Origin of the sequence: Halobacteriovorax sp. CON-3 (assembly GCF_043196995.1) — a bacterium.
Lineage (GTDB): Bacteria > Bdellovibrionota > Bacteriovoracia > Bacteriovoracales > Bacteriovoracaceae > Halobacteriovorax_A.
Genome location: NZ_JBEBNA010000003.1, coordinates 30,679 through 52,151 on the forward strand (window position 1 = coordinate 30,679; position 21,473 = coordinate 52,151).

Genomic DNA, 21,473 nt, shown 5'->3' on the forward strand with positions numbered 1-21,473 from the left:
GGACTGACTTTGAAAAAGATTTTTATCGCACTGGCATTCGCTAGTATCACATCAATGGGACTTGCCCAGAGCATGACTCCTGTTTACCGTGCATTTGAAAACTCGAATTATGAGAAAGTTATCGAGTTATTGAACTCACCAAATTATAAGAATTTTAAAAGCGCCAAATCCCCAGGAGTAAGAGATTATCTTCTTGGGATCTCCTACTCTCGTATTCAAGAATATAACAAGGCCATTGATGCTTTTAATTCGGCGATAAAGAAGGGAAATAAAGCAAGTGAGCTTAATTATGAATTGGGCCAGGCCAACTTTGCTATCAACAACCTAGATGATGCTATTGAAAATTTCAAAAAATCTGAAAGAGCAAAGTATAAAGTCGAGCAATCAAATTACTATATAGCCTATATTTATCAGCTTAAGGAAGAACCGAAGAATGCAAAGGTTTATTTTGGAAAGCTCTTAAAAGACAAAAAGACTTCAAAAGAGATGAAGCAGATCTCCTACTTTCAAATTGCTAATATGAATTTAGAGATTGCAAGAGAAACGAATCGCACAAGAGAGATTGTCGAAAAATATATCCTTCCTGATTACTACAAGGCCATTGATATCGACCCAAATAGCTCAACTGCAGATGATATCGATAATCGAATAAAAGAAATAAAAAAGGAATTCTTCTTAGAAGAAAATAAATTAATTAATGGTGATCCCCTACCTAGTGAAAGACTAAGCCTAAGTGTTGAAGAAAAGATCACATATGATAATAACGTTACTCTTTCAGACGATCTCCCAAGCTCGACTGGAACGAATAAGGATTCATTCTTTTCTCAAACTCGTCTCAATATTGAAAAGGCCTTTAATTTTAAGAGAAGATATACGATTACTCCTGCGCTAGAGCTTAAGAATACAATCTATACAGATCGCGTTGATTCGGAAATCTACTCAAATGATAGTTATAATATTACACCTGAGTTGGATATCGACTTTGCTTATCGTATTAACAAGAAGCCTGCTCGCTTATTTACAAACCTAGTTTATGACTACCAGGCCAAGGATGTTAACGCACAAAAAAGTAAGCAGTTTAACTACCGCTCTCAGCAGTTTGAATTAGGTAGTGAAATGCCTTTCTTTGAAGTTGGTAACACAACTTTAACTTTTAAGTATCAAACATATTCATACTATACAGAAAGTCTTGATCGATCTTCGATGGTTGTTTCTGCTGATCAAATAATCAAAAAGACTTACGGAATCTTTGTTCTACTCTACCAATTTGATAGTAGTGATTATGCAAACTCTCCAAACCTAAACACGACATCTCACCTATTTCGTGTTGATTATATTGTTCCAGGCCTATTTCCAAATACAAGCTTTAATGCAGGTCTTTCGACAAACTTCATAAGTTATGAAGACGCAGCAACAGATGCAACACGTGGGCTTGAAATGACGACGTCACTCAATGCAAAGCTTACTCGTATTATCAATCGTAACTTTTCATTTGGGTTTGAGTATATTTATACAAATAACAGCTCTGACGAAGACACAAGTAATTATACGGCCCATCAAACGGCCATTGATTTCTCTTATTACTATTAAGCGCTAAGAACCATGGATTGCTATGAAAAATATTATCAAATACACAGGACTATTTCTTATCATATTATTTTCATGTGCCAGTGTGTTCTTTTCTCTTTATTCACGAACATACGATAAAAATTTTAGAGACCTCACAGCTTATGCATCATTTTTTGAAAATCGTTTCTATGATTTAAGAATGATGCAAACAATGGACAGAAATACACCAAACCCAAAACTAATTCTGGCCGATATAGATGATGACTCGATCAAGAACTTGGGCTCTTGGCCTATCACTCGCTCCCATTGGGGAACAATGATTAGGAAGTTACGTGGATATGGTGCAAAGGTCATAGCCTTTGATGTTTTCTTTTCTGAAGCATCCATGACTTGTAATGGAGTTAATCCTGATGATGAATTAATTTCGGCCATTGAGTATTTTCATGAGGTACCAAATAATCGTGTCATCATGCCTTATAACCTTGAAGTTTATGGAACCGATCACTACCCTACTTTACCAGAAGACTTATACCTCTTTGCCCTGAACACAAAAGCAGGTGGGGTTAATTACGACATGGAACCAACGATCATTTCAAATTCAGTATATCCTATCCAGGGTATTATTGATGCTGAAGCATCTTTAGGCTTTATTGAAGCAAGTGCAGACAACGACGGAGTTATTAGACACTACAAGGCACTGGCCTTTCCATATCGAGAAGTTCATGTTCCTTCATATGGGCTATCATCTTATATGCACTGGATTGGTGAGTTTGATGAAAATGAGGAAGGTGAAAATAAGAATATTTTTAAAACAGAACTAGACCTAAGTACTCAAGGTGGTGTTCCAATCTTAAAATCCAAAAAGGGAGATGTTGAATTAAACCTTAGAGGTGAAACAAAAGTTCGTTGGATCGGTGGCGCCGATGCTTATACTCGCATACCTATCTATCAAATTATTGAAAAAGATCCAAATGATCCTGAGTTTAAGAAATTATTTGAAGGCTCCCTTGTCTTTGTTGGTGCGACAGCTTTTGGAGCACACGACTTAAGAAACACGCCAATTGATTCGATGCTACCAGGAGTTCTCTTTCACATGAACTTCGTTCAAATGCTAATTGACGGCCATTTCTTTAAGGAATTCATTGATTCAGCAAAACTATCTTGGGCACTACTTGTTGGATCGGTCATTCTACTTCTCTTAATGCAATTAAAAGAAAATCCTATTTTTGATCTCTTCACACTTGTTCTCTTAGTTTCAAGTCTTTATTACACTGATACTTACTATTTTATTCCACAGGGTTTTGAAACGAAATTATTCTGGTGCTTCTTTGCCCTAGTCCTCTGCTATTCATGGAATACAATCGTAAACTTCTATATGGCCAATCAAGACAAGGCCTTCCTAAAGAGTGCCTTTGGAAGTTATATCTCCCCAGAGCTTATTGATGAGATGTACGAAGCTGGTTCTGCTCCAACACTTGGTGGTACTTCAGGAATTCGAACAGCTTACTTTACAGATATTCAGGGCTTTTCAAGCTTCTCAGAAAAGTTATCGGCCACACAGCTCGTTGAACTTTTAAATGAGTACCTTACGGCCATGACAGATATCCTTCTTGAAGAAAAAGGAACTCTCGATAAGTATGAGGGTGATGCTATTATCGCCTTCTTTGGGGCACCAATGGAGCTTCCTGACCATGCCCAACGTGCCTGCATGGTTGCACACAAGATGCAGGAGTCACTTTTAGAGCTTCGAAAGAAATGGGTTTCAGAAGGAGATAAGTGGCCTAAGATCGTTCACGATATGAGAATGAGAATTGGGATCAACTCAGGAGACATCGTAACAGGAAATATGGGTTCTGCATCTCGTATGAACTATACAATGATGGGAGACTCTGTAAACCTAGCAGCTCGTCTTGAAGAGTCTGCAAAGCAATATGGAATTTTCACACAAGTGGCCAAGGAAACAGTTGAACTTGCAGGAGATGAATTCTTATGGCGTGAGCTTGATACAATTCGAGTTGTGGGAAAATCAATTCCAGTAACAAGTTATGACCTATTAGGACTAAAGGCGACAGCTCCTGATTACTTAAAAGAGCTTGCAGATAAATTCTCTAAGGCGATTCTTTTATATAAGAATCAGAAATGGGATGAGGCCATTGAGTTATTTAAGCAAACGTTGGAACTTGAATATATGCGCTATCCAGATTTAAAAGGTGTTAAAACAAATCCATCTGAAATCTATATTAAGCGTTGTGAAGATTATAAGGAGCTTCCTCCTCCACCAGAATGGGATGGTGTTTTCACATTAACTAGTAAGTAATATCGATATAAAAAAAGCCTGCATAATGCAGGCTTTCTCTTTATCTCAATTTCGCGGATGCTTAGTAATTAAGAACTTTAAGAGCAGCTTCTACAACACGGTCAGTGTTAGGAAGAACAGCTTTTTCAAGGATTCTGTTGAAACCAACAGGAGTGAAAGTCGAACCAACACGTTGAACTGGAGCATCTAGAAGCTCAAATCCTTTATCATTGATCATGGCAGCGACTTCACCACCGAATCCACCAAATACCTTATCTTCGTGAACAACTAGTGCTCTATTTGTCTTCTTGATTGAAGCAAGAACACCTTCTTCATCTAGAGGAGCAATTGATCTAAGGTCAACAACTTCAACACTGTAACCTTGAGCAGAAAGCTTTTCTGCTGCTTCAAGTGAGTGGTGAACTGTGTTTCCGTAAGTAATAATTGAAAGATCAGTCCCTTCACGTCTTACACGACATTTACCGAAAGGAACTTCAAAGTCCTCTGGTACAACAGTCATTGCTTGTTTAGCGTTGTATAGAGATTTTGGCTCTAAGTATAGAGTTGGCCCTTCACTTCTCATTGCAGTTCTTAGAAGACCAGCAGCATCGTCAGCGAAAGCTGGGCATACAATACGTACACCAGGGATACCTGCTAGGTTACCTTCAAGGTTTTGAGAGTGGTAAAGTCCCCCACCAATATATCCACCAGAAGCAAGTCTGATTAGAATATTTGGAGCGAATGCACCATTTGATCTCCAGTAGTCATGTGAACACTCTACGTATTGTTCCATTGCTGGCCAGAAGTAATCAGCGAATTCTGCACCTTCAACAACAACTCTAATGTCTTTGTTGAAACGTGAGAAACCATTTGCTGTACCAAGGATATAGTCTTCAGCGATTGGACCGTTAAATACACGCTCCTTACCGAACTCTTGTTGCATCCCTTTAGATACGTTGAAGATACCACCCTTATCTTTGTTGGCCATATCTTGTCCCCAAATGAAAGTATTTGGGTTATGTCTGAATTCTTTCTTTAGTTGTCCGTTGATTGCATCAATGAACTTCGTCTCTTCACCAGACTCGTTATGAGTACCATCAACATATTTTTCTGGCTTATGTGGCTCAGGAAGTACAAAGTCAAAGATAGACTCTGGAGTTGGGTTTGGTGCTTTCATTGCTTTCTTGTGAGCTTCAAGTAGCTCAGCTTTTGCAATTGCATCCATCTCATCAAGCTCAGCTTCAGTAAAGATTTTATTAGTTACTAGCTCTTTTCTAAACGCTACTAATGGATCTTGTGCTGCCGCTTCTGCTCTTTCTTCTTCTGAACGGTAAAGCTCGTGCTTATCAGAGTTAGAGTGAGAGTGAATACGTACACAACGAGCGTGAACGATTACTGGCTCTTGTTGAGTTGCCGCAATCTCTCTAGCTGTCGCCATAGCGTTCATTGAATCAAAGATATCTTTTCCATCACAGTGAATAATGTGAAGGTTTAGGAAACCTGTGAAGTTATCAGCAACGTACTCGTTAGCTGTTTGATCACATTTAGGAACAGAAATACCGTAACCATTATCTTGGAATACGAAGACAACTGGAAGTTTCTCACGAGAAGCACCGTTGATCGCTTCATAACAGTAACCTTCAGAAACAGAAGACTCACCTTGTGAAGAATAAACAACACCATCGTGCTTATAACGATTAAATGCTCTTGCAGTCCCTACAGCGTGTAGCGTGTGGTTACCTGTACAAGAAGATACGTTATGAATATTCCACTCTGGCTTTGCAAAGTGGTTAGACATGTGACGTCCACCTGAAGCAAGGTCAGTTGCTTTAGAGATACCATTAAGAAGGATCTCTTCTGCAGAAAGTCCCGCTGAGAATGCCGTTAACATATCACGGTAGTATGGGAATAAGTGGTCTTTTCCAAGTTCGAAAGTTTGACCAATTGCTAGTTGGATACCATCGTGTCCAGCGTATGGAGCGTGGTAAGACCAACCGATAGCTTGCTTAAGATAGTTTGGCGCACGATCATCTAACATACGTCCAAGTGTCAGTAGTTCATACCACTGCTTAAGTGTTGCTTTATCTGTGTTTTTCCAAGTGTACTTTTTCTTAGGCTTAAGAACAGTTGCCATTATCAACCTCGTATTTTCATCTAGTTATAAATCTTAAGTGAAACGGAATTTAACCATAATTTAACGGAATTGGAAAGAAATAGTGGCGCTGTCGTAACTAAAGACAATACTTTTTATGACCACTCGCGCAAGCGTATTCTTGGTATTTTATTGAAAGTGCAGGAGAATCAGATTTAATCAATTCTCCAAGCTTTCCACAGGCCAGCATATTACCACCGCGACCTTGCCTGCAGGCCTTATTTAAAAGGCTTTTATACTCGTAAGGTGACAAGAGTTGTGCATTGACTTGACTTAGCTCATAGCAAGATGAGGCGTCTTCAATGGCACAAAGCCTCTCTAAATATTTTAATTCTAGCTGTTTTTTATTGTCTGTCTTCGCCAGTTTTCTACCATCGAGACAGGCCTGAAGTTGACGCCCACGTGAAAAATCGTCACGAAAACATAGAGTATGGGCCTCACCTCTTATCTTATCCCGTTCAACTTGAGCGACTCTTTTTTGTAAAAGCACCATAATTGGATCAAGAAAGGCGGCCACAACTCCAACGAAAATTGTGAGAAATAGCCACCCAGGTATAGCTTCAATAATTTGACTAAGCTTCTTCACATTTTAGATCGATAAATTCAAATTTTGTAACATCCACAAGTCCCATATCCGTAATCTTAAGAGTAGGAATTACAGGAAGAGCTAAGAATGCCATTTGAATGAAAGGTTCACTTACGGCCACTTCAATTTCTTTACAAGCAGCTTTTAACTGAATGATTCCCTCATTAATTGTTTCAGCAGACTCTAAGCTTAGAAGCCCTGCAATTGGCAGAGATAAAGACGCAGTTACTCTCCCTTTATCCACAACACAGAAACCACCAGCATTTTCAATGATTTCATTTGCAGCTGTAGCGATGTCCTGCGGAGTTTTACCGATGACAACAATATTGTGAGAATCGTGAGCAACACTCGAAGCAATCGCTCCACGAGTAAGGCCCATCCCTTTAACAAGTCCAAGACTTGGTTTGCGATTTTGTCCGTATCTTTCAATAACAGTGATATATGAAATATCGTCTTGTTCAAAATCTTTACCATCAAATTTTACTTTAAGGTGATTTGTGATGATTTCATCTTTTACAATTTCCATCACATTATAAGTCCCAGCAGTCAGATCATAATTAAAATCAGTTGGTGCTAAGAAGTTTCTTTTTATTGTATTTTCTTTTGGAGGCTGAGACTCATCTAGCTTTGCCTCCACTTTAGAAGGAAGGTCTAATTCACTTACAAGCTTTCCTTTCTTGAAAACTTCTTTCACATCAACATCTTCAAGCTTTCCAACAAGCACGATATCAGCTTGTTTACCTGGAGCGATTAATCCCAACTTCTTTAGGCCAAAGTGTTTCGCTGCAGAAAAGCTAGAAAGTCTATAAGCAATGTGAGCTGGAGTCCCTAGTTCATTGATCATTTTTCTTATCATATAATTAATATGACCTTCGTTGAAAATTTCATATGGATTTCTATCGTCTGTACATAAGAGGCACTGACAAGAGTTAAATTCATTAACAACAGGAGCAAGGGTCTTTAAGTTCTTAGCAACTGAACCTTCACGAATGATTAGCCCCATTCCCTTCTGGAGCTTTTCTTTTGCTTCATCTGCAAAGATTGTCTCGTGACAATTTTGAATTCCTGCTGCGATATAGGCATTCAGTTGTTTTCCACGAAGCATTGGTGAGTGGCCATCAAGGTTTAACTCCGCAAACTCTTCGACCTTTTCAAGAACACCTTCGACACCATTAATGACGCCTGGGAAATTCATCATTTCAGCAAGGCCAAGAACACGTGGATGCTCTTTGTATTTTTTCATATCGATAATATCAAATTGCCCACCATTTGTTTCAAAACCAGGTAGCGCAGGAATACAAGAGCTCACCTGAACAAAGAGGTTCTGATCCATAAGCTCACTACATCTTAGAAACCAAGAAAAACCACGGTCTCCCATAACATTTGTAATTTCATGCGGGTCACAAATGGCCGTCGTTGTTCCAAGAGGTAGAGTTAGTCTTTCAAATTCAAATGGATGCATCATTGAAGATTCAACATGTAAGTGGCCGTCGATGAAGCCCGGTACAGCAGTTGCGCCCTGTGCATCGTAAATACGTTTAGCAGGTTGGTCATCGTATTCTTTTCCAATTCCCGCAATTGTTTTACCAGAAATAGCAATTGAGCTCTCAACAACTTCCCCATTAACAAGGTCGAGAATCTTTACATTCTTAATAAGTAAATCAATCTCACCATCACCGCGAGCCGTTTTTAAAACTTCCCTAAGTTCTTTTGGTGATAATTTTTGTGTTTCCTTATTTGCAAGTGACATCTTTGACCTCTATAATGTTAAGGGTTCCAGCAGACTTTTACGTAAGCAGTGCAGTATCTAAGAATGATGCTTTGCTTACGTAAAAGTCTGCTGGAACCTAATAATCCTACTATAACTAAAAGGAGCACTGGATGCCAATAGCTACTTATGAACAATACTGCGATATGTTAGATAGCGCGAAAAAAGGCGGATACGCTTATCCGGCCATTAACGTAACTTCTACTTCTACAGCAAATGCTGCCATTAAGGCCTTCGCTGATATGAAGTCTGATGGAATTATCCAGGTTTCAACTGGTGGTGGTTCATTTGCTTCAGGTCAGGCCCTAAAAGATGAAGTCTTAGGTGCAATCTCTCTAGCTCAACACGTTCACCTCGTTGCGGCCAAGTACGATGTCCTTATTGCTCTACACACTGACCACTGTCATCCTGAAAAAGTTGATAGCTTTTTAATTCCACTCATTGAAGAAACGGAAAAAAGAAGAGCCGCTGGTCAGCCGAACCTATTCCATTCTCACATGTTTGATGGTTCAGTTTTACCTACGAAAGAAAATATTGAAATGAGTAAGAAGCTTTTAGAGAGATGTGCTAAGAGTGAAATCATTCTTGAAATTGAAACAGGTGTTGTTGGTGGTGAAGAAGATGGTGTTAATAACGAAGATACACCAGCTGACAAACTTTATACAACTCCAGAAGAAATGGTTGAAGTAACAAAGGCACTTCGTCCACTTGGAAAGTTCATGTATGCTGCAACTTTTGGAAATGTTCACGGTGTCTATAAGCCAGGTAATGTAAAGCTACGTCCACAAGTACTTAAGGACGGACAGGCCGCAGTTACTGCTGAGCTTGGAGCAGATGCTGAAAACTGGCTAGTATTCCACGGTGGATCAGGAAGTGAGCTTTCAGAAATTCATGAAACACTTAACTACGGTGTTATCAAAATGAATATCGATACTGATACTCAGTATGCTTACTCTCGCCCAGTTGTTGATCACATGTTCAAGCACTATGATGAAATGCTTAAGATCGAGGGAGAAGTTGGGAATAAGAAACAATACGATCCAAGAGCGTGGATGAAGAAAGCTGAGAACGCAATGACTGAACGTATTGCACAAGCTTGTCGCGATCTAAAGTCAGACGGAAAGTCGATCAATCTTTAATTAAAATATTCTAAAGAGTGGGTATCACGAAACTCGTGGTACCTACTCATACTTCATTAATAAATTCTTCACAATTCATCCATATACTAAAACCATGAAAGTATTAATTAGTGGTGGTTCAGGCTTTATTGGCACAAATTTAACACAATCTTTGCTTGAACACGGCCACGAGGAAGTGCGCATTCTCACTCGCGATACTTCTAACAAGCAAGGCAATGAGCAAGTTAAGTACTTCAGGTGGGATGTGGAAAATGGCGAAATGGATATGGCCGCCCTGATGGGCGTGGATGCTATTATTAACCTCGCGGGAGAAAATATCGCAGACTCTCGCTGGAGTGAAGAGAAAAAAGATAAAATCTATAACTCACGTATCAATGCAACAAACTTACTCCACGATAAATTGAAAGAGCTTGGAACAAGAGGTCTTCCTCTTCCGAAAAAATTTGTCAGCACTTCGGCCATTGGAATTTACGGTGATCGCTCCGATGAAGAGCTTACAAGTGACAGTAGTATTAGTGGAGACTTCTTGGCAGAAGTGTGTGAACACTGGGAGTCAAGTGCCCTTAGAATTCAAAACTTAGATATTGATGTGAAGATTCTTCGTGTCGGAATTGTTCTCTCAAGTGACGGTGGTGCTCTCGCAAAAATGTTACCGGCCTTTAACCTTGGGCTTGCTGGACGAATTGGAACAGGACATCAGTATATGAGTTGGATTCACATAAGAGACCTTTGTGATCTCTACCGCTTTCTTATTGAACACGATACTGAAAAGCAAGTCATCAATGGTGTAGCACCTAACCCAATTGAAAATATTGATTTCACGCAAACCCTGGGAAGAGTCCTTCATCGCCCTACTTTCATCCCACTACCTGAGTTTGCAGCAAAAACAATTTTTGGTGAGATGTCTCAAATCATGCTGGCAAGTCAGAAAGTATCTTGTGAAGAGACTAAGGCCTGTGGCTTTGAGTACTCATTTAATTTTCTTGAGGCAGCTCTTAGAGACACCTTAAAAAACCATAGCGAATAAATTTCATCCTCCACTATCTTTCTATTTCAAAAAGAGTGATAATCTCTTCATGGAAGATTTCACATTAGTTCAAGCTGTCACTATTTTTACTCTCATAACATTTGCAGGTTTTATTGACTCCATGGCCGGAGGTGGTGGACTCATCACGATCCCGACATATATTGCAACGGGAGTTCCAGCTCACCTACTTCTTGGAACAAATAAATGCGTTTCTTGCATTTCTAAGTCACTTTCGATCTTTCGCTATGTAAAGCGAGGTAAGATCGATTTTAAATTTATCCTGCCACCAACGATCGCAACATTTAGTGCATCATTAATTGGCGCTCAGCTTAGTACTATTCTTGAATCAAAGCATATGGTCTATATTCTTATTCTCATCATTCCAATCATCTTCTTTATGAATCACCTAAAGAAGAAAAGAGAGTTAATGGATCACTCGCCTCTTGAAAAGATGCAAGTCCTCTTTCGCTCCGTTCTTATCGGACTTATTATTGGTGGATACGATGGCTTCTTTGGGCCAGGAACGGGAACATTTCTTATTATCTCAATGATGTTCTTTCTTCATTTTGATATTCTTGAGGCCTCACCTCATGCGGCCTTTATGAATTACGTTAGTAATATTGCCGCCTTTATAACTTTCCTAATAAAGGGTGCCATCATGTGGAAGGTTGTTGCTATTGCACTACCTGCGGGACTTCTAGGAAATTATCTTGGATCAAGTCAGGTTATCAATGGAAATAAGGCCACAGTCACAACAGCATTTAATGTTGTTCTTGTAGGCCTTTTATTTAAGTCTATTTACGATATTAGTACGATGTAGGACAAGAAACTTTCTTAAGCTTGAAAGTAAAAGAGCGATTGATACGTCGAGCATAAGATTTAAGCTCAACACTTCCCTCAAAGTATACTCCAACTTTTTCAATTGAAAGTTTTAGACGATGATCAACTTTCTCATACATCTCTTTTTGAGAGCGGTACATATAAATATCTTCATCGATTTCATAGCTTAAAGAATTATCGTTCCACTTATATTCACCTAGGTCTTGAAAAAGAATAATTGGAGAATATGAGTAGTAAACATCATCTCTCACACCAGTAAAGAAGTTGAAAACATTTATTGGTTCTACGCGATTTGTCTCAACATTCTTATAAGTTCGTGAGAAGCTATAATCTTCATAAGTTGAAAGATTTCTCTCGTAATCTGGGCCATGAGGAACCGACTGCTGATTATGTTCAATTGTTTCAAAACACCCGTAAAGATCCTGTGGCGTGATGGCAAATAAGTTTGCAGCAACGAGTAAGCTTAGTAAGTACTTCATTTGAAAATCCTTTTCGTAATTGATTCTAAGTAACTATTTTAAGTGACAATCAAATTATGAGCAAATGATGAAAACTTACATTAGCAAATTAATTTAAGAATTAATTATAAACAATACAAGGTTCATCCGACTAAAATACAACTATGCTTAAGTTGACTATTCTTTCACTATTCGTGCTTGTCTTCTCCTCTTGTCATCAGAAGACCCTCGCCCCTGAGTTCCTTACGGTACAGTCGACAAACACGCCACCTAATGGAGTGCCTTCAAATCCTCCAGAGATCATTTTGACATCTTCAATCGACTACAACACAAATACTATTACTGAAGATTCCTATCTCGTGGATGAACAGGCCACCTATACCATTCCGGCAATGATTACGGCAGCGGTTGGAAATGCTGGCCAAGGCTGGCTACAACTTGAAATCGATAATATACGCTTTTGCTATATGGGTGACTCTAAAAATATAAATCAAGTATCACTAATCTATAACTTAATTCATTCAACAACAGATATCATTAATTCTTGTAGCTCAAGTCTTGATACCAATCTAGCGCCAAATTTATCCGTCGAATTATTTAATGGAGATACTCTTATTTTCAAACTTGAGAATGGCATTTGTGGCAATAAATGTCTCGATACGGAGGTAACCTTAAATTTGATCCCAATTTTATAGGAATAAATAACAAAAAGTTTACAAGGCCCTGACCTCGTTCAAATTCGCTCTAGATAGAATGAATACATACAAAGGATGTGTATATGAAACATTTTTCAATTCTAACCATTGCTCTAACTTTATCTATGATCAATGTCGGTAATGAAACACATAGGCAAAAAGAAAATCAAATCAAGCACAATCAAGAGCAAACGGATTCAATCTCGCGTATTCGACTTCATACAAGAAGAAGCTTGTACTACTTTCCGTTTATTCCACGCTACATGGTTGCTTAGTGAATTTAGTGCTTAATAATAAAGTCTTCTTTTGGAAAACGAAATTGCGGGCCATACACACCCTTAGCTGATCTCTTCCCAACTCCAAGAATCATTGTAACGTGATCCTTACATCCAAGTCCTAAGAGCTTTTTAACTCTCTTAGCATCAAAGCCTTCCATTGGAAGAGTGTCATAACCTTGAGCGCGAATAGAGAGCATTATATTTTCACAAGCAAGGGCCGTTGTCTTATGGGCCCAAGTCTTAAGCTGAGATGGAAACATTGGTTCACGAAAGATCACTTGAAATAGGCCAATAGTATTATAGAAGGCCCACTTAAGAGGAGAAAGAATTCCAAATGGTCCCATATAACCATAGGCCATCGGAGCGATTTTTCCGTAATATGCCTTTACGGCCTTAGGCACTTCAATACCATCTTTCTTTGAAGCGGCCTCAAGTGAAGCAAGCATGCGCTCACAATTCTTCTTCCAAGTTCCAGTCTTTGCGACACAAACGATTAAGTGCTTTGCTGTCTTTGCACCATTTTGGCCAAAGCACATTTTGGCGAGAGCACTTCTTTTGTCTTCAGACTTTACCCAATGAAATTCCCAGGGCTGAAGGTTTGAAGAATTAGGTGCAAGAAGACCATGTTCTATTGCCTTTTGGACAACTTCATCTGGTACTTCTTCATCACCGAAGACACGAACAGAACGGCGTGAAGTAACAACCTTTTCAAATTCCTTAAAATCAATTTCCGGAGCAACCTCTGTATAATTTAATTCAAGTTCTTCTGTAAAAATATTGTCACTCACGCCAGTCTCCGTATTTTATGAATTTAATGTTTTAGAAAGTTTTTCAAAAACGTTCTTAGAAGTCTTCTCGTCATTAACGATTGCTTCTAGTTCAACACGAGCAATTTCTTTTAAGTCAGCTGGCATCTTACGGTAGTCATTAAATGCACCAGCAAGTCTTGATCCTGACTGAGGATTAATTGCATCAACCTTTCTAATCATTTCTGCGATGAACTTAAGCCCACGTCCACTCTCGTGATTGAACTGAACTTTATTGCGTGCAAAGGTTCCAATTAGTGAAGACACAAGATTAGGAACATTCATATCAAAGACTTCATCTTTCATAAGCTCCCCAACACGATCAAAAGTTGTATCATCACATGAACTTGCTTGAACACTTAGCCACTTTTGCATAACAAGAGTTTGATCCTTAAAGCGTGCGTAGAATTCTTTTAGAGACTCATCTGCACCAGGAAGCATTTCATGAACCATAACTGATAGAGAGTTCATCATATCTGTCATATTTGTCGCAGCTTCAAAACACTTGCGAGCAAGTTCTTGATGCCCATCAATTTTTGCCAGACAACCAAGAGTAAATCCTCTTAGTCTTCTCTCACCCATTGCCTTTGCATCAACCTTGAAATCTCTTTCAGTGCTTAGATCATTATAAATTGCAACAAGCTCTTGTTCAAAAGTACTTGCTAGAAGTTTATATAGCTTCTCTTTTACTTCATCAATTGCACGGTAATTTGGAATATCGATAGTTGAAGCGACATCTGTCATCGATGGAAGCCCAAGACATACGGCCTTAAATTCTTCATCAATATTTTGATCTTTAAGGATCGCTCCCCAAGCTTGAATAAATTTCTCATCAACTTGGAAATTCTCATCTTTAAGAAGAGCGTGGATATTTTTAAGAGCTAGAGCTTGTCCAGCTTCGTAGCGATTAAAATCATCATTATCATTTGCCATTAAGAAAATGAAATCATTGTCAGTTAGATCTGAACGTAGAACAACTGGAGCACTAAAGTTTCTATTTAGTGAAGCAACAGGTCTCTCAGAAACACCTTCAAAAACAAAAACTTCTGTATCAGCTTTGATATGTAAAAGTCCTCTATTAAGATCAGCTTGATCGTCTCTATTCTTAAGAGCAAGCTTCATATCAGCACCTTTGCTATCAAGTAGTCCAATAACAAATGGCATATGGAATGGCTCTTTTGTTGGCTGTCCAGGAGTTGCAGGTGTTGATTGATTTACCGTTAGAGTAAACTCTTTTGCCTCTTCATCGTAATTAGTTGTTACATCAAGAACTGGAGTTCCTGCTTGGTCATACCATCTTCTAAATTGTGAGAAGTCGTAGTTATCGTTTGCAACACTCATTGCATTTGTGAAGTCTGCTGTTGTTACGGCCTGACCATCATAAAGCTCAAAGTACTTATCCATACCACGTTGGAAACCTTCTTCACCAAGTAGTGTGTGATACATACGAATAACTTCAGAACCTTTTTCATAAATTGTCATTGTATAGAAGTTATTCATTTCAATATATGACTTTGGCTGAATTGGGTGTGATTGAGGCCCTGCATCTTCTGGAAACTGAGCTGCCCTAAGATTAATAACGTCATTAATACGACATACTGATCTCGAATTTAAGTCCGCAGAGAATTCTTGATCTCTAAATACTGTAAGACCTTCTTTAAGAGTAAGTTGGAACCAGTCACGACAAGTAACACGGTTTCCTGTCCAGTTGTGGAAGTACTCGTGTCCTACAACTGATTCAATACCAAAGAAGTTATGATCTTCTGCTGTCTCTTTAGAAGCAAGAACGTAAGCAGAGTTAAAGATATTTAAACCTTTGTTTTCCATTGCCCCCATATTGAATGAGTCAACTGCTACGATCATGTAGATATCAAGATCGTACTCAAGTCTAAATCTGTCTTCGTCCCACTTCATTGATTTCTTAAGAGATTCCATCGCGTGGTGAGACTTATCTTCATTCCCTTTATCAACAAATACCTGAAGCTTAACATCGCGACCTGATTTTGTTTTGAATGTATCTTCGATTAGTGCAAGATCCCCTGCCACTAGTGCATAGAGGTATGCAGGTTTTGCAAATGGATCATTCCAAATCGCAAAATGCTTTCCACCATCAAGATCACCTTTTTCAATTAAGTTCCCGTTAGAAAGAAGGAATGGATAGTCTTTCTTATCTGCTACGATCTTCGTTGTAAAAATACTTAGGTTATCTGGACGATCGATAAAGTAAGTAATTCTTCTAAAACCTTCTGGCTCGTTTTGCGTACAAAACATTCCACCTGATTTATATAAACCATCAAGTGCAGTGTTGGCCTTTGGATTAATTTCATTGTGAATTTCTAAAGTAAACTTTTCTGTTGGAAGAGCTGAAAGAGTTAGAATCTCTTTTTCTTCGTTGAAGTTTTTAAATTCTTCACCGTTAACTTTAACTGACTTCAGAATTAATTCTTCACCATTAAGTTCAAGAGTTTGACCATTTACTGGCACAACTTCCATCTTTGAATATACTTGAGTTTTTGTATCGTCTAAGTGAAATTCTAGTTCCACAGTTTCGATTTTGTGAGTTGGCGCTTTATAGTCCGCCAAATACTTGACCACAGGAGTTTCGCTTTTCATATATACCTCGTTATTTCCTATAATTTTGAGTATTTATTTGTAGAATTTGCCACAATTTGAACTGAATGAAAACTTTGATTAGAATATATTTAATATTAAACACTTAAATTAATTTAGATATTATTAAAGTGAGAACTTGATGGATGCGAATAAGAAATTTTATTTCTCAGAAATTCCCTTTGAAGAGAAGATAAGTTTTCTAAAAAGGGCCCTAAGCGATGGATTGATCATTGAAATCTGGCGCAAAGGACAAGAAAAAGACAAAGTAGAAAGCTTCAAAATCAAATCTTTTGATGAAAGTGAACTCGAATTCACTCTCGACTTTGACGCAAGTCTCATTGCCAAGCTGGCCGGTTCAAAAAACAAGGATAGCGAGGTTCTTCTAAAAATTAAGTTTAAGTCAGTTATTTTATTTTCAAGTTCATTCTTAAGCTTTCTTCCAGCAGAAGAAGTCTATAAGCTCAAAGTTGACCGTCCAGTTTATAAGAGTCAGCAAAGATCTAACTATCGTTTGCATGCGAATGCTTACATCCCTATTCAGATTAAAATCGAAGAAGATGTCTTTGATTGCAACGATATCTCTGCCGGTGGAATTAGCTTTAATTGTCCAAAAGATTTCGCTGATAAATTCAAGAAAGAATTAATCTTTGACAATGCAACCGTAAGACTTGCTTCAAAGAGATTTGAAATTCCACAAGTTAAAATTGCAGCAACATGGCCTATTGAAAATAATGAAGAGACGCCAATGGGTATTGGAATCGCCTTTATGAATATGGATAAGGAAGTTGAAGAAGATCTCGTTCTTTCAATTAATTCAGAGGCACGTGGCGAAGAGCTTAGGAAGCAGGCGGCAATGAAGAAAGGCACTTAGAGCCTTCATTCTCTTTAAGCTTTAAATCCTTAAAATAGGTATTAAGCTCGTCTTGCTTAAGAATATCTTTTAATACCCTCTCATTGTCCTTCGAGAAGTGATCCTTAAAAGCTAAAATTGTCTCAAGTTTTGGACAACCAATCGGCATGCTAAGAATAAATGCATTGATATCTTCTACCTTCACATCTTTCACTAGAAATCTTTTGTAATTGCGATCATGCCAACCCTCTAGGTAGCGTGCAAGATAAACTGCGACTCCTGACTTATGTGAATCAATTTTAAAGAAGTTTTTTGCCACAAAGTCCTTTAAGTCCTCATGGTTAGGAATTGCGCTAATTAAGGCCCCAAGGTCTTTATAGGCAATGCTCTTTTCATTCTTTTCAAGTAAATGAATATACATTCTTAAGTCGCCAGATTTTTCAAACCATGGCCTAGGAAGCTTAATGGCCATTAAATAGAAAGACTTCTTGGCCTTATCAGACTGGGAGGCATTGGCCAATTTAAGAAAGTCGGCCCTTAGGTTTTGAAAGTAATCATAGCACTTATAGTGATGACAATTGGCCATAGCACTTAGGTAGAGCTCAATTTGAGTCGAATTCATATCCTCTTCTTTTAGTGAAAGATACGAACAGCCGCCTACCGAAATTAACTTGCCACAAATGTAGAAGATATCATCTGCGTAGTGTGCCTGGTATTTTTGAAACTCGTCTTTTGAACGATTTAGAATACTTACAAGTGATTGACGATACTCTATTGGCCCATTTAAAGAACTTAAAATTTCTTTTCGGCCACATAGAGAGTTCAAATCACACGGAGGTTTCCAGTCGGAAACTTCAACTTGTGTTCCTTCATTCTGATCAACCTCGCTCTGACACGAGACATTAATTGTTAACAGAATGAACATGATGCATGTTTTCAAAGTGAATAATTTAAGTACCATAGGTGCTGTCACTGTGCGCATAATTTGTTGACTTGTCAATCTATACTGGCTAAATTCAACCCTACCTCTATTATTAATACAATTCGAATGAGATGTGAAATATGGCACTTAAATTCTCTAGCGCAGCTGACCGTTTAATGGACAAAGCAGCGATGCTAAAATCAAAAGATCTTTACCCTTTCTTCCGCCAAATTGGTGACTCAGAAGGAACAGTAGTAAAGATTGATGGAAAAGATCAAATCATGATCGGCTCAAATAACTACCTAGGCCTTACACATCACCCACACGTAAAAGAAGCGGCCATCAAGGCCATCGAAAAATACGGAACAGGTTGTACAGGATCACGATTCCTAAATGGTAACCTAACGATACACGAAGAACTTGAAGAGAAGCTTGCACGCTATCTCGGACATGAGAAGGCCCTTATCTTCTCTACAGGTATGCAAACAAACCTTGGTGCTCTTTCAGCTGTATGCGGTCCAAGAGACTGTATGCTCTTTGATTCAGAAAATCATGCATCAATCATCGATGCCTCTCGCCTAGCGATGGGGACGACTTTCAAATATCGTCACAACGATATGGAGTCTTTAGAAGAACAGCTAGAAGCAAATATCGACCGCTTTCAAAAAGTTATTATCGTAGCTGACGGTGTCTTCTCGATGACTGGTGATATCGCAAATCTCCCAGAGATGGTTAGACTTGCTGAAAAATATGGTGCTTATATCTACGTCGACGATGCTCACGGTATCGGTGTTATGGGAGATAAAGGCGCGGGAACAATGAACCACTTTGGGGTAACTGATAAAGTACATTTAAATATGGGTACTTTCTCGAAGTCATTCGCATCTATTGGTGGTGTTCTTTCAGGTGATGCTGAAACAATTAACTATGTGAAGCACCTAGCAAGATCATTCATGTTCTCTGCTTCAATGGCACCTTCTGCAGTCGCAACTGTTTCTGCCTGTATTGATGTTATCAATTCTGATGACACAATCCATGAGCGTCTTTGGGATAACGTTAAATTTATGAGAAACGGTTTTCAAGAAATTGGTTTCTATACTTATAATTCACAAACTCCAATCATCCCGATCTTCATTGGTGATGATGTTAAATCAATGCTTGTGACAAAATTCCTAAGTGAAAATGGTGTCTTTGCAACTCCTGTTGTGCCACCTGCAGTTCCTAAGGGAGAAGCATTAATTAGAACAAGCTATATGGCCACTCATAACAAGAGTGAGTTAACAAAAGTTCTAGAAGTATTTGCAAGAGCAAAGAAAGAGTTTGATATCCCTTCAACAATGGGACAATAGTTAAATTTTAAGGAGATAAGTCTATGGCCATTTATATCGAAAAAGTTGATATCTTAAACGATAAAAAGGCCCGTAAAAGATTTATTGATGTCCAATTTAATATCTACAAAGACGATAAGTATTGGGTTCCACAACTTCGTATGGAACTCAATAAGCTCTTTACTCATAAGCATCCATTCTACCAAACAGCACAATGTGCTTTCTATATTGCAATTAAGGATGGAAAAGATGTTGGCCGAATTATGGCCATCAATAACCACAATTATAATCAATTCCATAAGACGCTAGAAGGCCACTGGGGCTTTTTTGAGGCCATCGAGGATATCGAAGTCTTTAAGGCCCTCTTTAATTCAGCAATGGAGTGGACAAAGTCACTAGGTCTAGCAAAGTTTGTTGGGCCATTTAATCCATCGACAAATTATGAGTGTGGAACACTGATTAAAGGACATAATGAAGTCCCAGTCCTTATGATGATGTACAATTATGAGTACTATCACCAATACTTAAATGAGCTTGGGTTCTCAAAAGCGAAAGATCTTTTGGCCTATCATATGAAGAGTGATTTTGAGATGCCTGAGGTAATCAAGAAAATCGCACTAAGAGCTGAAGAGAAGGCCAATATTACTTATCGAACAGTTTCAAAGAAGAATTGGACGAAAGAAATTGATCTTATGTACAGCATCTACAACGATGCGTGGGAACAGAATTGGGGATTTGTTCCAATGACCAAAGATGAGTTCTATGCCATGGCCGCAGACCTTAAAACTGTTGCTGATGAAAAACTCGTTCTCTTTGCTCTAGTTAACGGCGAAGTGGCCGGCTTTATCGTATGCCTCCCCGACTTCAACCAAGTCCTACACAAAATTCCAGATGGAAAGTTATTTCCAAAGGGAATCTTTCAAGTCCTACGCGCGCCAAAGCTTATCGACGGTGTTCGTGTCATTACAATGGGTGTGAAAAAGAAATACCGTTTATACGGACTTGAATCAATTCTGTATTACAGATGCCATGAGAATATAAAGCAATATAAAAAATATAAGAATGTAGAGATGAGTTGGATTCTAGAAGATAATCTCAATATGAATAAACCACTCATTCGCATGAATGCGATTCCATATCGCACATATCGAATTTTTCAAAAAGAGTTATAATGAAAGTTTTAGTTACTGGTGCAACAGGTTTTGTCGGCTCACATCTATGTGATAAATTAACTCAACAAGGTCATGAGGTTTTTGCTCTTGTAAGAAGCCCTCAAAAGGCAGAGTCTTTAGAGCTCCCTGGTGAATATATCAAAGGCAATCTTGAAGAAGAATCAATTAAGTCTTGGGTAAGAAAACTTCCACAAGACATCGACTGTGTTATTCATACGGCCGGAGTTGTTTCTGCAAAACATTCCCTAACCTTTGCTAAAACAAATCATCTCGCAACTGAAATTTTAATTAAGGCCTTAAAAGATAAATATGAAAATCTTCACTTTATGCTTATCTCTTCTCAAGCGGCCGCTGGCCCTTCATCACAACTTGTTGATGAAAGTATTGAGTGCCTTCCTGTTTCAGCATATGGCCATTCAAAACTAGCAGCAGAATATGCAGTAAATGAGCTTGCACCTGAGAGTTGGAATACGACAATTATCCGCCCTCCAATGGTTATTGGCCCGCGTGACAGTGCAGTTCTTGATGTCTTTAAAATGGTTAAAGGTCGAATTGTCACTGGCCCTGGACTTAATTTTAAAAAGAAAAGATATAGCGTCGTTAATGTTTTTGATCTAGTGGATGCCATTATCCTTTGTGCTTCTCAAGAACAAGCAAAGAAGGAAACTTACTTTGTGACTTCAGTTGATGAAGTAACTTTTGAAGAATTAATCAATGAGATCTCAGGAGCTCTTGGTGTTAAGAAGGTCATGTTCATGGCGCTGCCTATCTGGTTTCTTAGGATCGTAGCGGGAATTATCTATACTCTCCCAATTCACTTACCTCTTACGGGAGATAAGATTAATGAATTAGAACAAGATGCTTGGCTTTGTAGCAACTCAAAGATTAAGGCACTTGGCTTTATTCCAAATTACAACCTAAAAGATACGATTGAAATGACAGCTAAGGATTACCAAGAGCGCAATTGGCTCTAG

Annotated in this window: 18 protein-coding genes; 11 read left to right on the forward strand and 7 right to left on the reverse strand. The window is 38.5% G+C overall.

Annotated features, from left to right (window positions below):
* Positions 1–9: 9 nt before the first annotated feature.
* Together ABMA72_RS14960 and ABMA72_RS14965 are read left to right on the forward strand one after the other, a co-directional pair.
* Positions 10–1,590, forward strand: coding sequence for a hypothetical protein (locus tag ABMA72_RS14960; RefSeq protein ID WP_393057745.1), 1,581 nt, complete (start codon positions 10–12; stop codon positions 1,588–1,590).
* A gap of 22 nt (positions 1,591–1,612) precedes the next feature.
* On the forward strand, positions 1,613–3,886 hold the full coding sequence (locus tag ABMA72_RS14965; RefSeq protein WP_393057747.1) for a CHASE2 domain-containing protein: 2,274 nt from the start codon (positions 1,613–1,615) through the stop codon (positions 3,884–3,886).
* A 61-nt stretch (positions 3,887–3,947) separates the two neighbouring features.
* Here the strand turns inward: ABMA72_RS14965 and ABMA72_RS14970 are convergent, their stop codons facing one another.
* The 3 genes from ABMA72_RS14970 to adeD form a co-directional block, all read right to left on the reverse strand.
* A complete protein-coding gene (locus tag ABMA72_RS14970; RefSeq protein ID WP_392860179.1) occupies positions 3,948–5,999 on the reverse strand; it encodes a thiamine pyrophosphate-dependent enzyme in 2,052 nt (683 codons plus the stop codon).
* Positions 6,000–6,096: 97 nt separating this feature from the next.
* Entirely contained in the window at positions 6,097–6,603 is a 507-nt protein-coding gene (locus ABMA72_RS14975) for a hypothetical protein (RefSeq protein ID WP_392860178.1), read from the reverse strand.
* On the reverse strand, positions 6,590–8,353 hold the full coding sequence (adeD, locus tag ABMA72_RS14980; protein WP_393057749.1) for an adenine deaminase: 1,764 nt from the start codon (positions 8,351–8,353) through the stop codon (positions 6,590–6,592). Before adeD ends, ABMA72_RS14975 begins: the two co-directional genes overlap by 14 nt.
* Positions 8,354–8,484: 131 nt before the next feature.
* Here adeD and fbaA point away from each other — a divergent pair, with 131 nt between their 5' ends.
* The 3 genes from fbaA (at position 8,485) to ABMA72_RS14995 (ending at position 11,357) form a co-directional block, all read left to right on the forward strand.
* Positions 8,485–9,510 carry a class II fructose-bisphosphate aldolase gene (fbaA, locus tag ABMA72_RS14985; RefSeq protein WP_392860175.1) on the forward strand — a complete coding sequence of 342 codons (1,026 nt, stop codon included), beginning with the start codon at positions 8,485–8,487 and terminating at the stop codon, positions 9,508–9,510.
* Positions 9,511–9,604: 94 nt separating this feature from the next.
* Entirely contained in the window at positions 9,605–10,537 is a 933-nt protein-coding gene (locus ABMA72_RS14990; protein ID WP_392860174.1) for a TIGR01777 family oxidoreductase, read from the forward strand.
* A gap of 49 nt (positions 10,538–10,586) precedes the next feature.
* A complete protein-coding gene (locus tag ABMA72_RS14995) occupies positions 10,587–11,357 on the forward strand; it encodes a sulfite exporter TauE/SafE family protein (protein ID WP_392860172.1) in 771 nt (256 codons plus the stop codon).
* Here the strand turns inward: ABMA72_RS14995 and ABMA72_RS15000 are convergent.
* Positions 11,344–11,856: a hypothetical protein gene (locus ABMA72_RS15000; RefSeq protein ID WP_393057750.1), complete on the reverse strand. Its 513-nt coding sequence runs from the start codon at positions 11,854–11,856 to the stop codon at positions 11,344–11,346. The two genes, ABMA72_RS14995 and ABMA72_RS15000, sit on opposite strands and share 14 nt — an antisense overlap.
* A gap of 143 nt (positions 11,857–11,999) precedes the next feature.
* On the opposite strand from ABMA72_RS15000, the gene ABMA72_RS15005 reads away from it, so the two are divergent.
* Both ABMA72_RS15005 and ABMA72_RS15010 read left to right on the forward strand, forming a co-directional pair.
* Positions 12,000–12,530 (forward strand): hypothetical protein, encoded by a 531-nt coding sequence (locus ABMA72_RS15005; RefSeq protein WP_392860168.1) that lies wholly within the window; start codon positions 12,000–12,002, stop codon positions 12,528–12,530.
* 83 nt (positions 12,531–12,613) lie between these two features.
* Entirely contained in the window at positions 12,614–12,805 is a 192-nt protein-coding gene (locus tag ABMA72_RS15010; protein ID WP_392860167.1) for a hypothetical protein, read from the forward strand.
* Positions 12,806–12,810: 5 nt separating this feature from the next.
* On the opposite strand, the gene ABMA72_RS15015 is transcribed toward ABMA72_RS15010, so the two are convergent.
* Together ABMA72_RS15015 and pepN are read right to left on the reverse strand one after the other, a co-directional pair.
* On the reverse strand, positions 12,811–13,596 hold the full coding sequence (locus ABMA72_RS15015) for a nitroreductase family protein (protein WP_393057752.1): 786 nt from the start codon (positions 13,594–13,596) through the stop codon (positions 12,811–12,813).
* Positions 13,597–13,611: 15 nt separating this feature from the next.
* Positions 13,612–16,227, reverse strand: a complete 2,616-nt coding sequence (pepN, locus tag ABMA72_RS15020; RefSeq protein ID WP_392860164.1) for an aminopeptidase N — start codon at positions 16,225–16,227, stop codon at positions 13,612–13,614.
* A gap of 139 nt (positions 16,228–16,366) precedes the next feature.
* Between pepN and ABMA72_RS15025 the strand changes: the two genes are divergently transcribed.
* Positions 16,367–17,098 (forward strand): PilZ domain-containing protein, encoded by a 732-nt coding sequence (locus tag ABMA72_RS15025; protein WP_392860162.1) that lies wholly within the window; start codon positions 16,367–16,369, stop codon positions 17,096–17,098.
* Here ABMA72_RS15025 and ABMA72_RS15030 read toward each other — a convergent pair.
* Positions 17,064–18,017: a hypothetical protein gene (locus tag ABMA72_RS15030; RefSeq protein WP_392860161.1), complete on the reverse strand. Its 954-nt coding sequence runs from the start codon at positions 18,015–18,017 to the stop codon at positions 17,064–17,066. The two genes, ABMA72_RS15025 and ABMA72_RS15030, sit on opposite strands and share 35 nt — an antisense overlap.
* A 122-nt stretch (positions 18,018–18,139) precedes the next feature.
* Between ABMA72_RS15030 and spt the strand changes: the two genes are divergently transcribed.
* Genes spt through ABMA72_RS15045 form a run of 3 tightly spaced genes read left to right on the forward strand, consistent with a single transcriptional unit; the run spans position 18,140 to position 21,473 of the window.
* On the forward strand, positions 18,140–19,348 hold the full coding sequence (gene spt / locus ABMA72_RS15035; RefSeq protein ID WP_392860159.1) for a serine palmitoyltransferase: 1,209 nt from the start codon (positions 18,140–18,142) through the stop codon (positions 19,346–19,348).
* A gap of 23 nt (positions 19,349–19,371) precedes the next feature.
* Positions 19,372–20,499, forward strand: coding sequence for an N-acetyltransferase (locus tag ABMA72_RS15040; RefSeq protein ID WP_393057754.1), 1,128 nt, complete (start codon positions 19,372–19,374; stop codon positions 20,497–20,499).
* A complete protein-coding gene (locus ABMA72_RS15045; protein ID WP_392860155.1) occupies positions 20,499–21,473 on the forward strand; it encodes an NAD-dependent epimerase/dehydratase family protein in 975 nt (324 codons plus the stop codon). The genes ABMA72_RS15040 and ABMA72_RS15045 overlap by 1 nt, the downstream gene beginning before the upstream one ends.

What these genes read in the sequence shown, in the direction of transcription:
- ABMA72_RS14965 (WP_393057747.1), top strand. Translation starts at nt 1,613, where the DNA reads ATGAAAAATATTATCAAATACACAGGACTATTTCTTATCATATTATTT.
- ABMA72_RS14970 (WP_392860179.1), bottom strand. Translation starts at nt 5,999, where the DNA reads ATGGCAACTGTTCTTAAGCCTAAGAAAAAGTACACTTGGAAAAACACA.
- adeD (WP_393057749.1), bottom strand. Translation starts at nt 8,353, where the DNA reads ATGTCACTTGCAAATAAGGAAACACAAAAATTATCACCAAAAGAACTT.
- fbaA (WP_392860175.1), top strand. Translation starts at nt 8,485, where the DNA reads ATGCCAATAGCTACTTATGAACAATACTGCGATATGTTAGATAGCGCG.
- ABMA72_RS14990 (WP_392860174.1), top strand. Translation starts at nt 9,605, where the DNA reads ATGAAAGTATTAATTAGTGGTGGTTCAGGCTTTATTGGCACAAATTTA.
- ABMA72_RS14995 (WP_392860172.1), top strand. Translation starts at nt 10,587, where the DNA reads ATGGAAGATTTCACATTAGTTCAAGCTGTCACTATTTTTACTCTCATA.
- ABMA72_RS15000 (WP_393057750.1), bottom strand. Translation starts at nt 11,856, where the DNA reads ATGAAGTACTTACTAAGCTTACTCGTTGCTGCAAACTTATTTGCCATC.
- ABMA72_RS15005 (WP_392860168.1), top strand. Translation starts at nt 12,000, where the DNA reads ATGCTTAAGTTGACTATTCTTTCACTATTCGTGCTTGTCTTCTCCTCT.
- ABMA72_RS15010 (WP_392860167.1), top strand. Translation starts at nt 12,614, where the DNA reads ATGAAACATTTTTCAATTCTAACCATTGCTCTAACTTTATCTATGATC.
- pepN (WP_392860164.1), bottom strand. Translation starts at nt 16,227, where the DNA reads ATGAAAAGCGAAACTCCTGTGGTCAAGTATTTGGCGGACTATAAAGCG.
- ABMA72_RS15025 (WP_392860162.1), top strand. Translation starts at nt 16,367, where the DNA reads ATGGATGCGAATAAGAAATTTTATTTCTCAGAAATTCCCTTTGAAGAG.
- spt (WP_392860159.1), top strand. Translation starts at nt 18,140, where the DNA reads ATGGCACTTAAATTCTCTAGCGCAGCTGACCGTTTAATGGACAAAGCA.
- ABMA72_RS15040 (WP_393057754.1), top strand. Translation starts at nt 19,372, where the DNA reads ATGGCCATTTATATCGAAAAAGTTGATATCTTAAACGATAAAAAGGCC.
- ABMA72_RS15045 (WP_392860155.1), top strand. Translation starts at nt 20,499, where the DNA reads ATGAAAGTTTTAGTTACTGGTGCAACAGGTTTTGTCGGCTCACATCTA.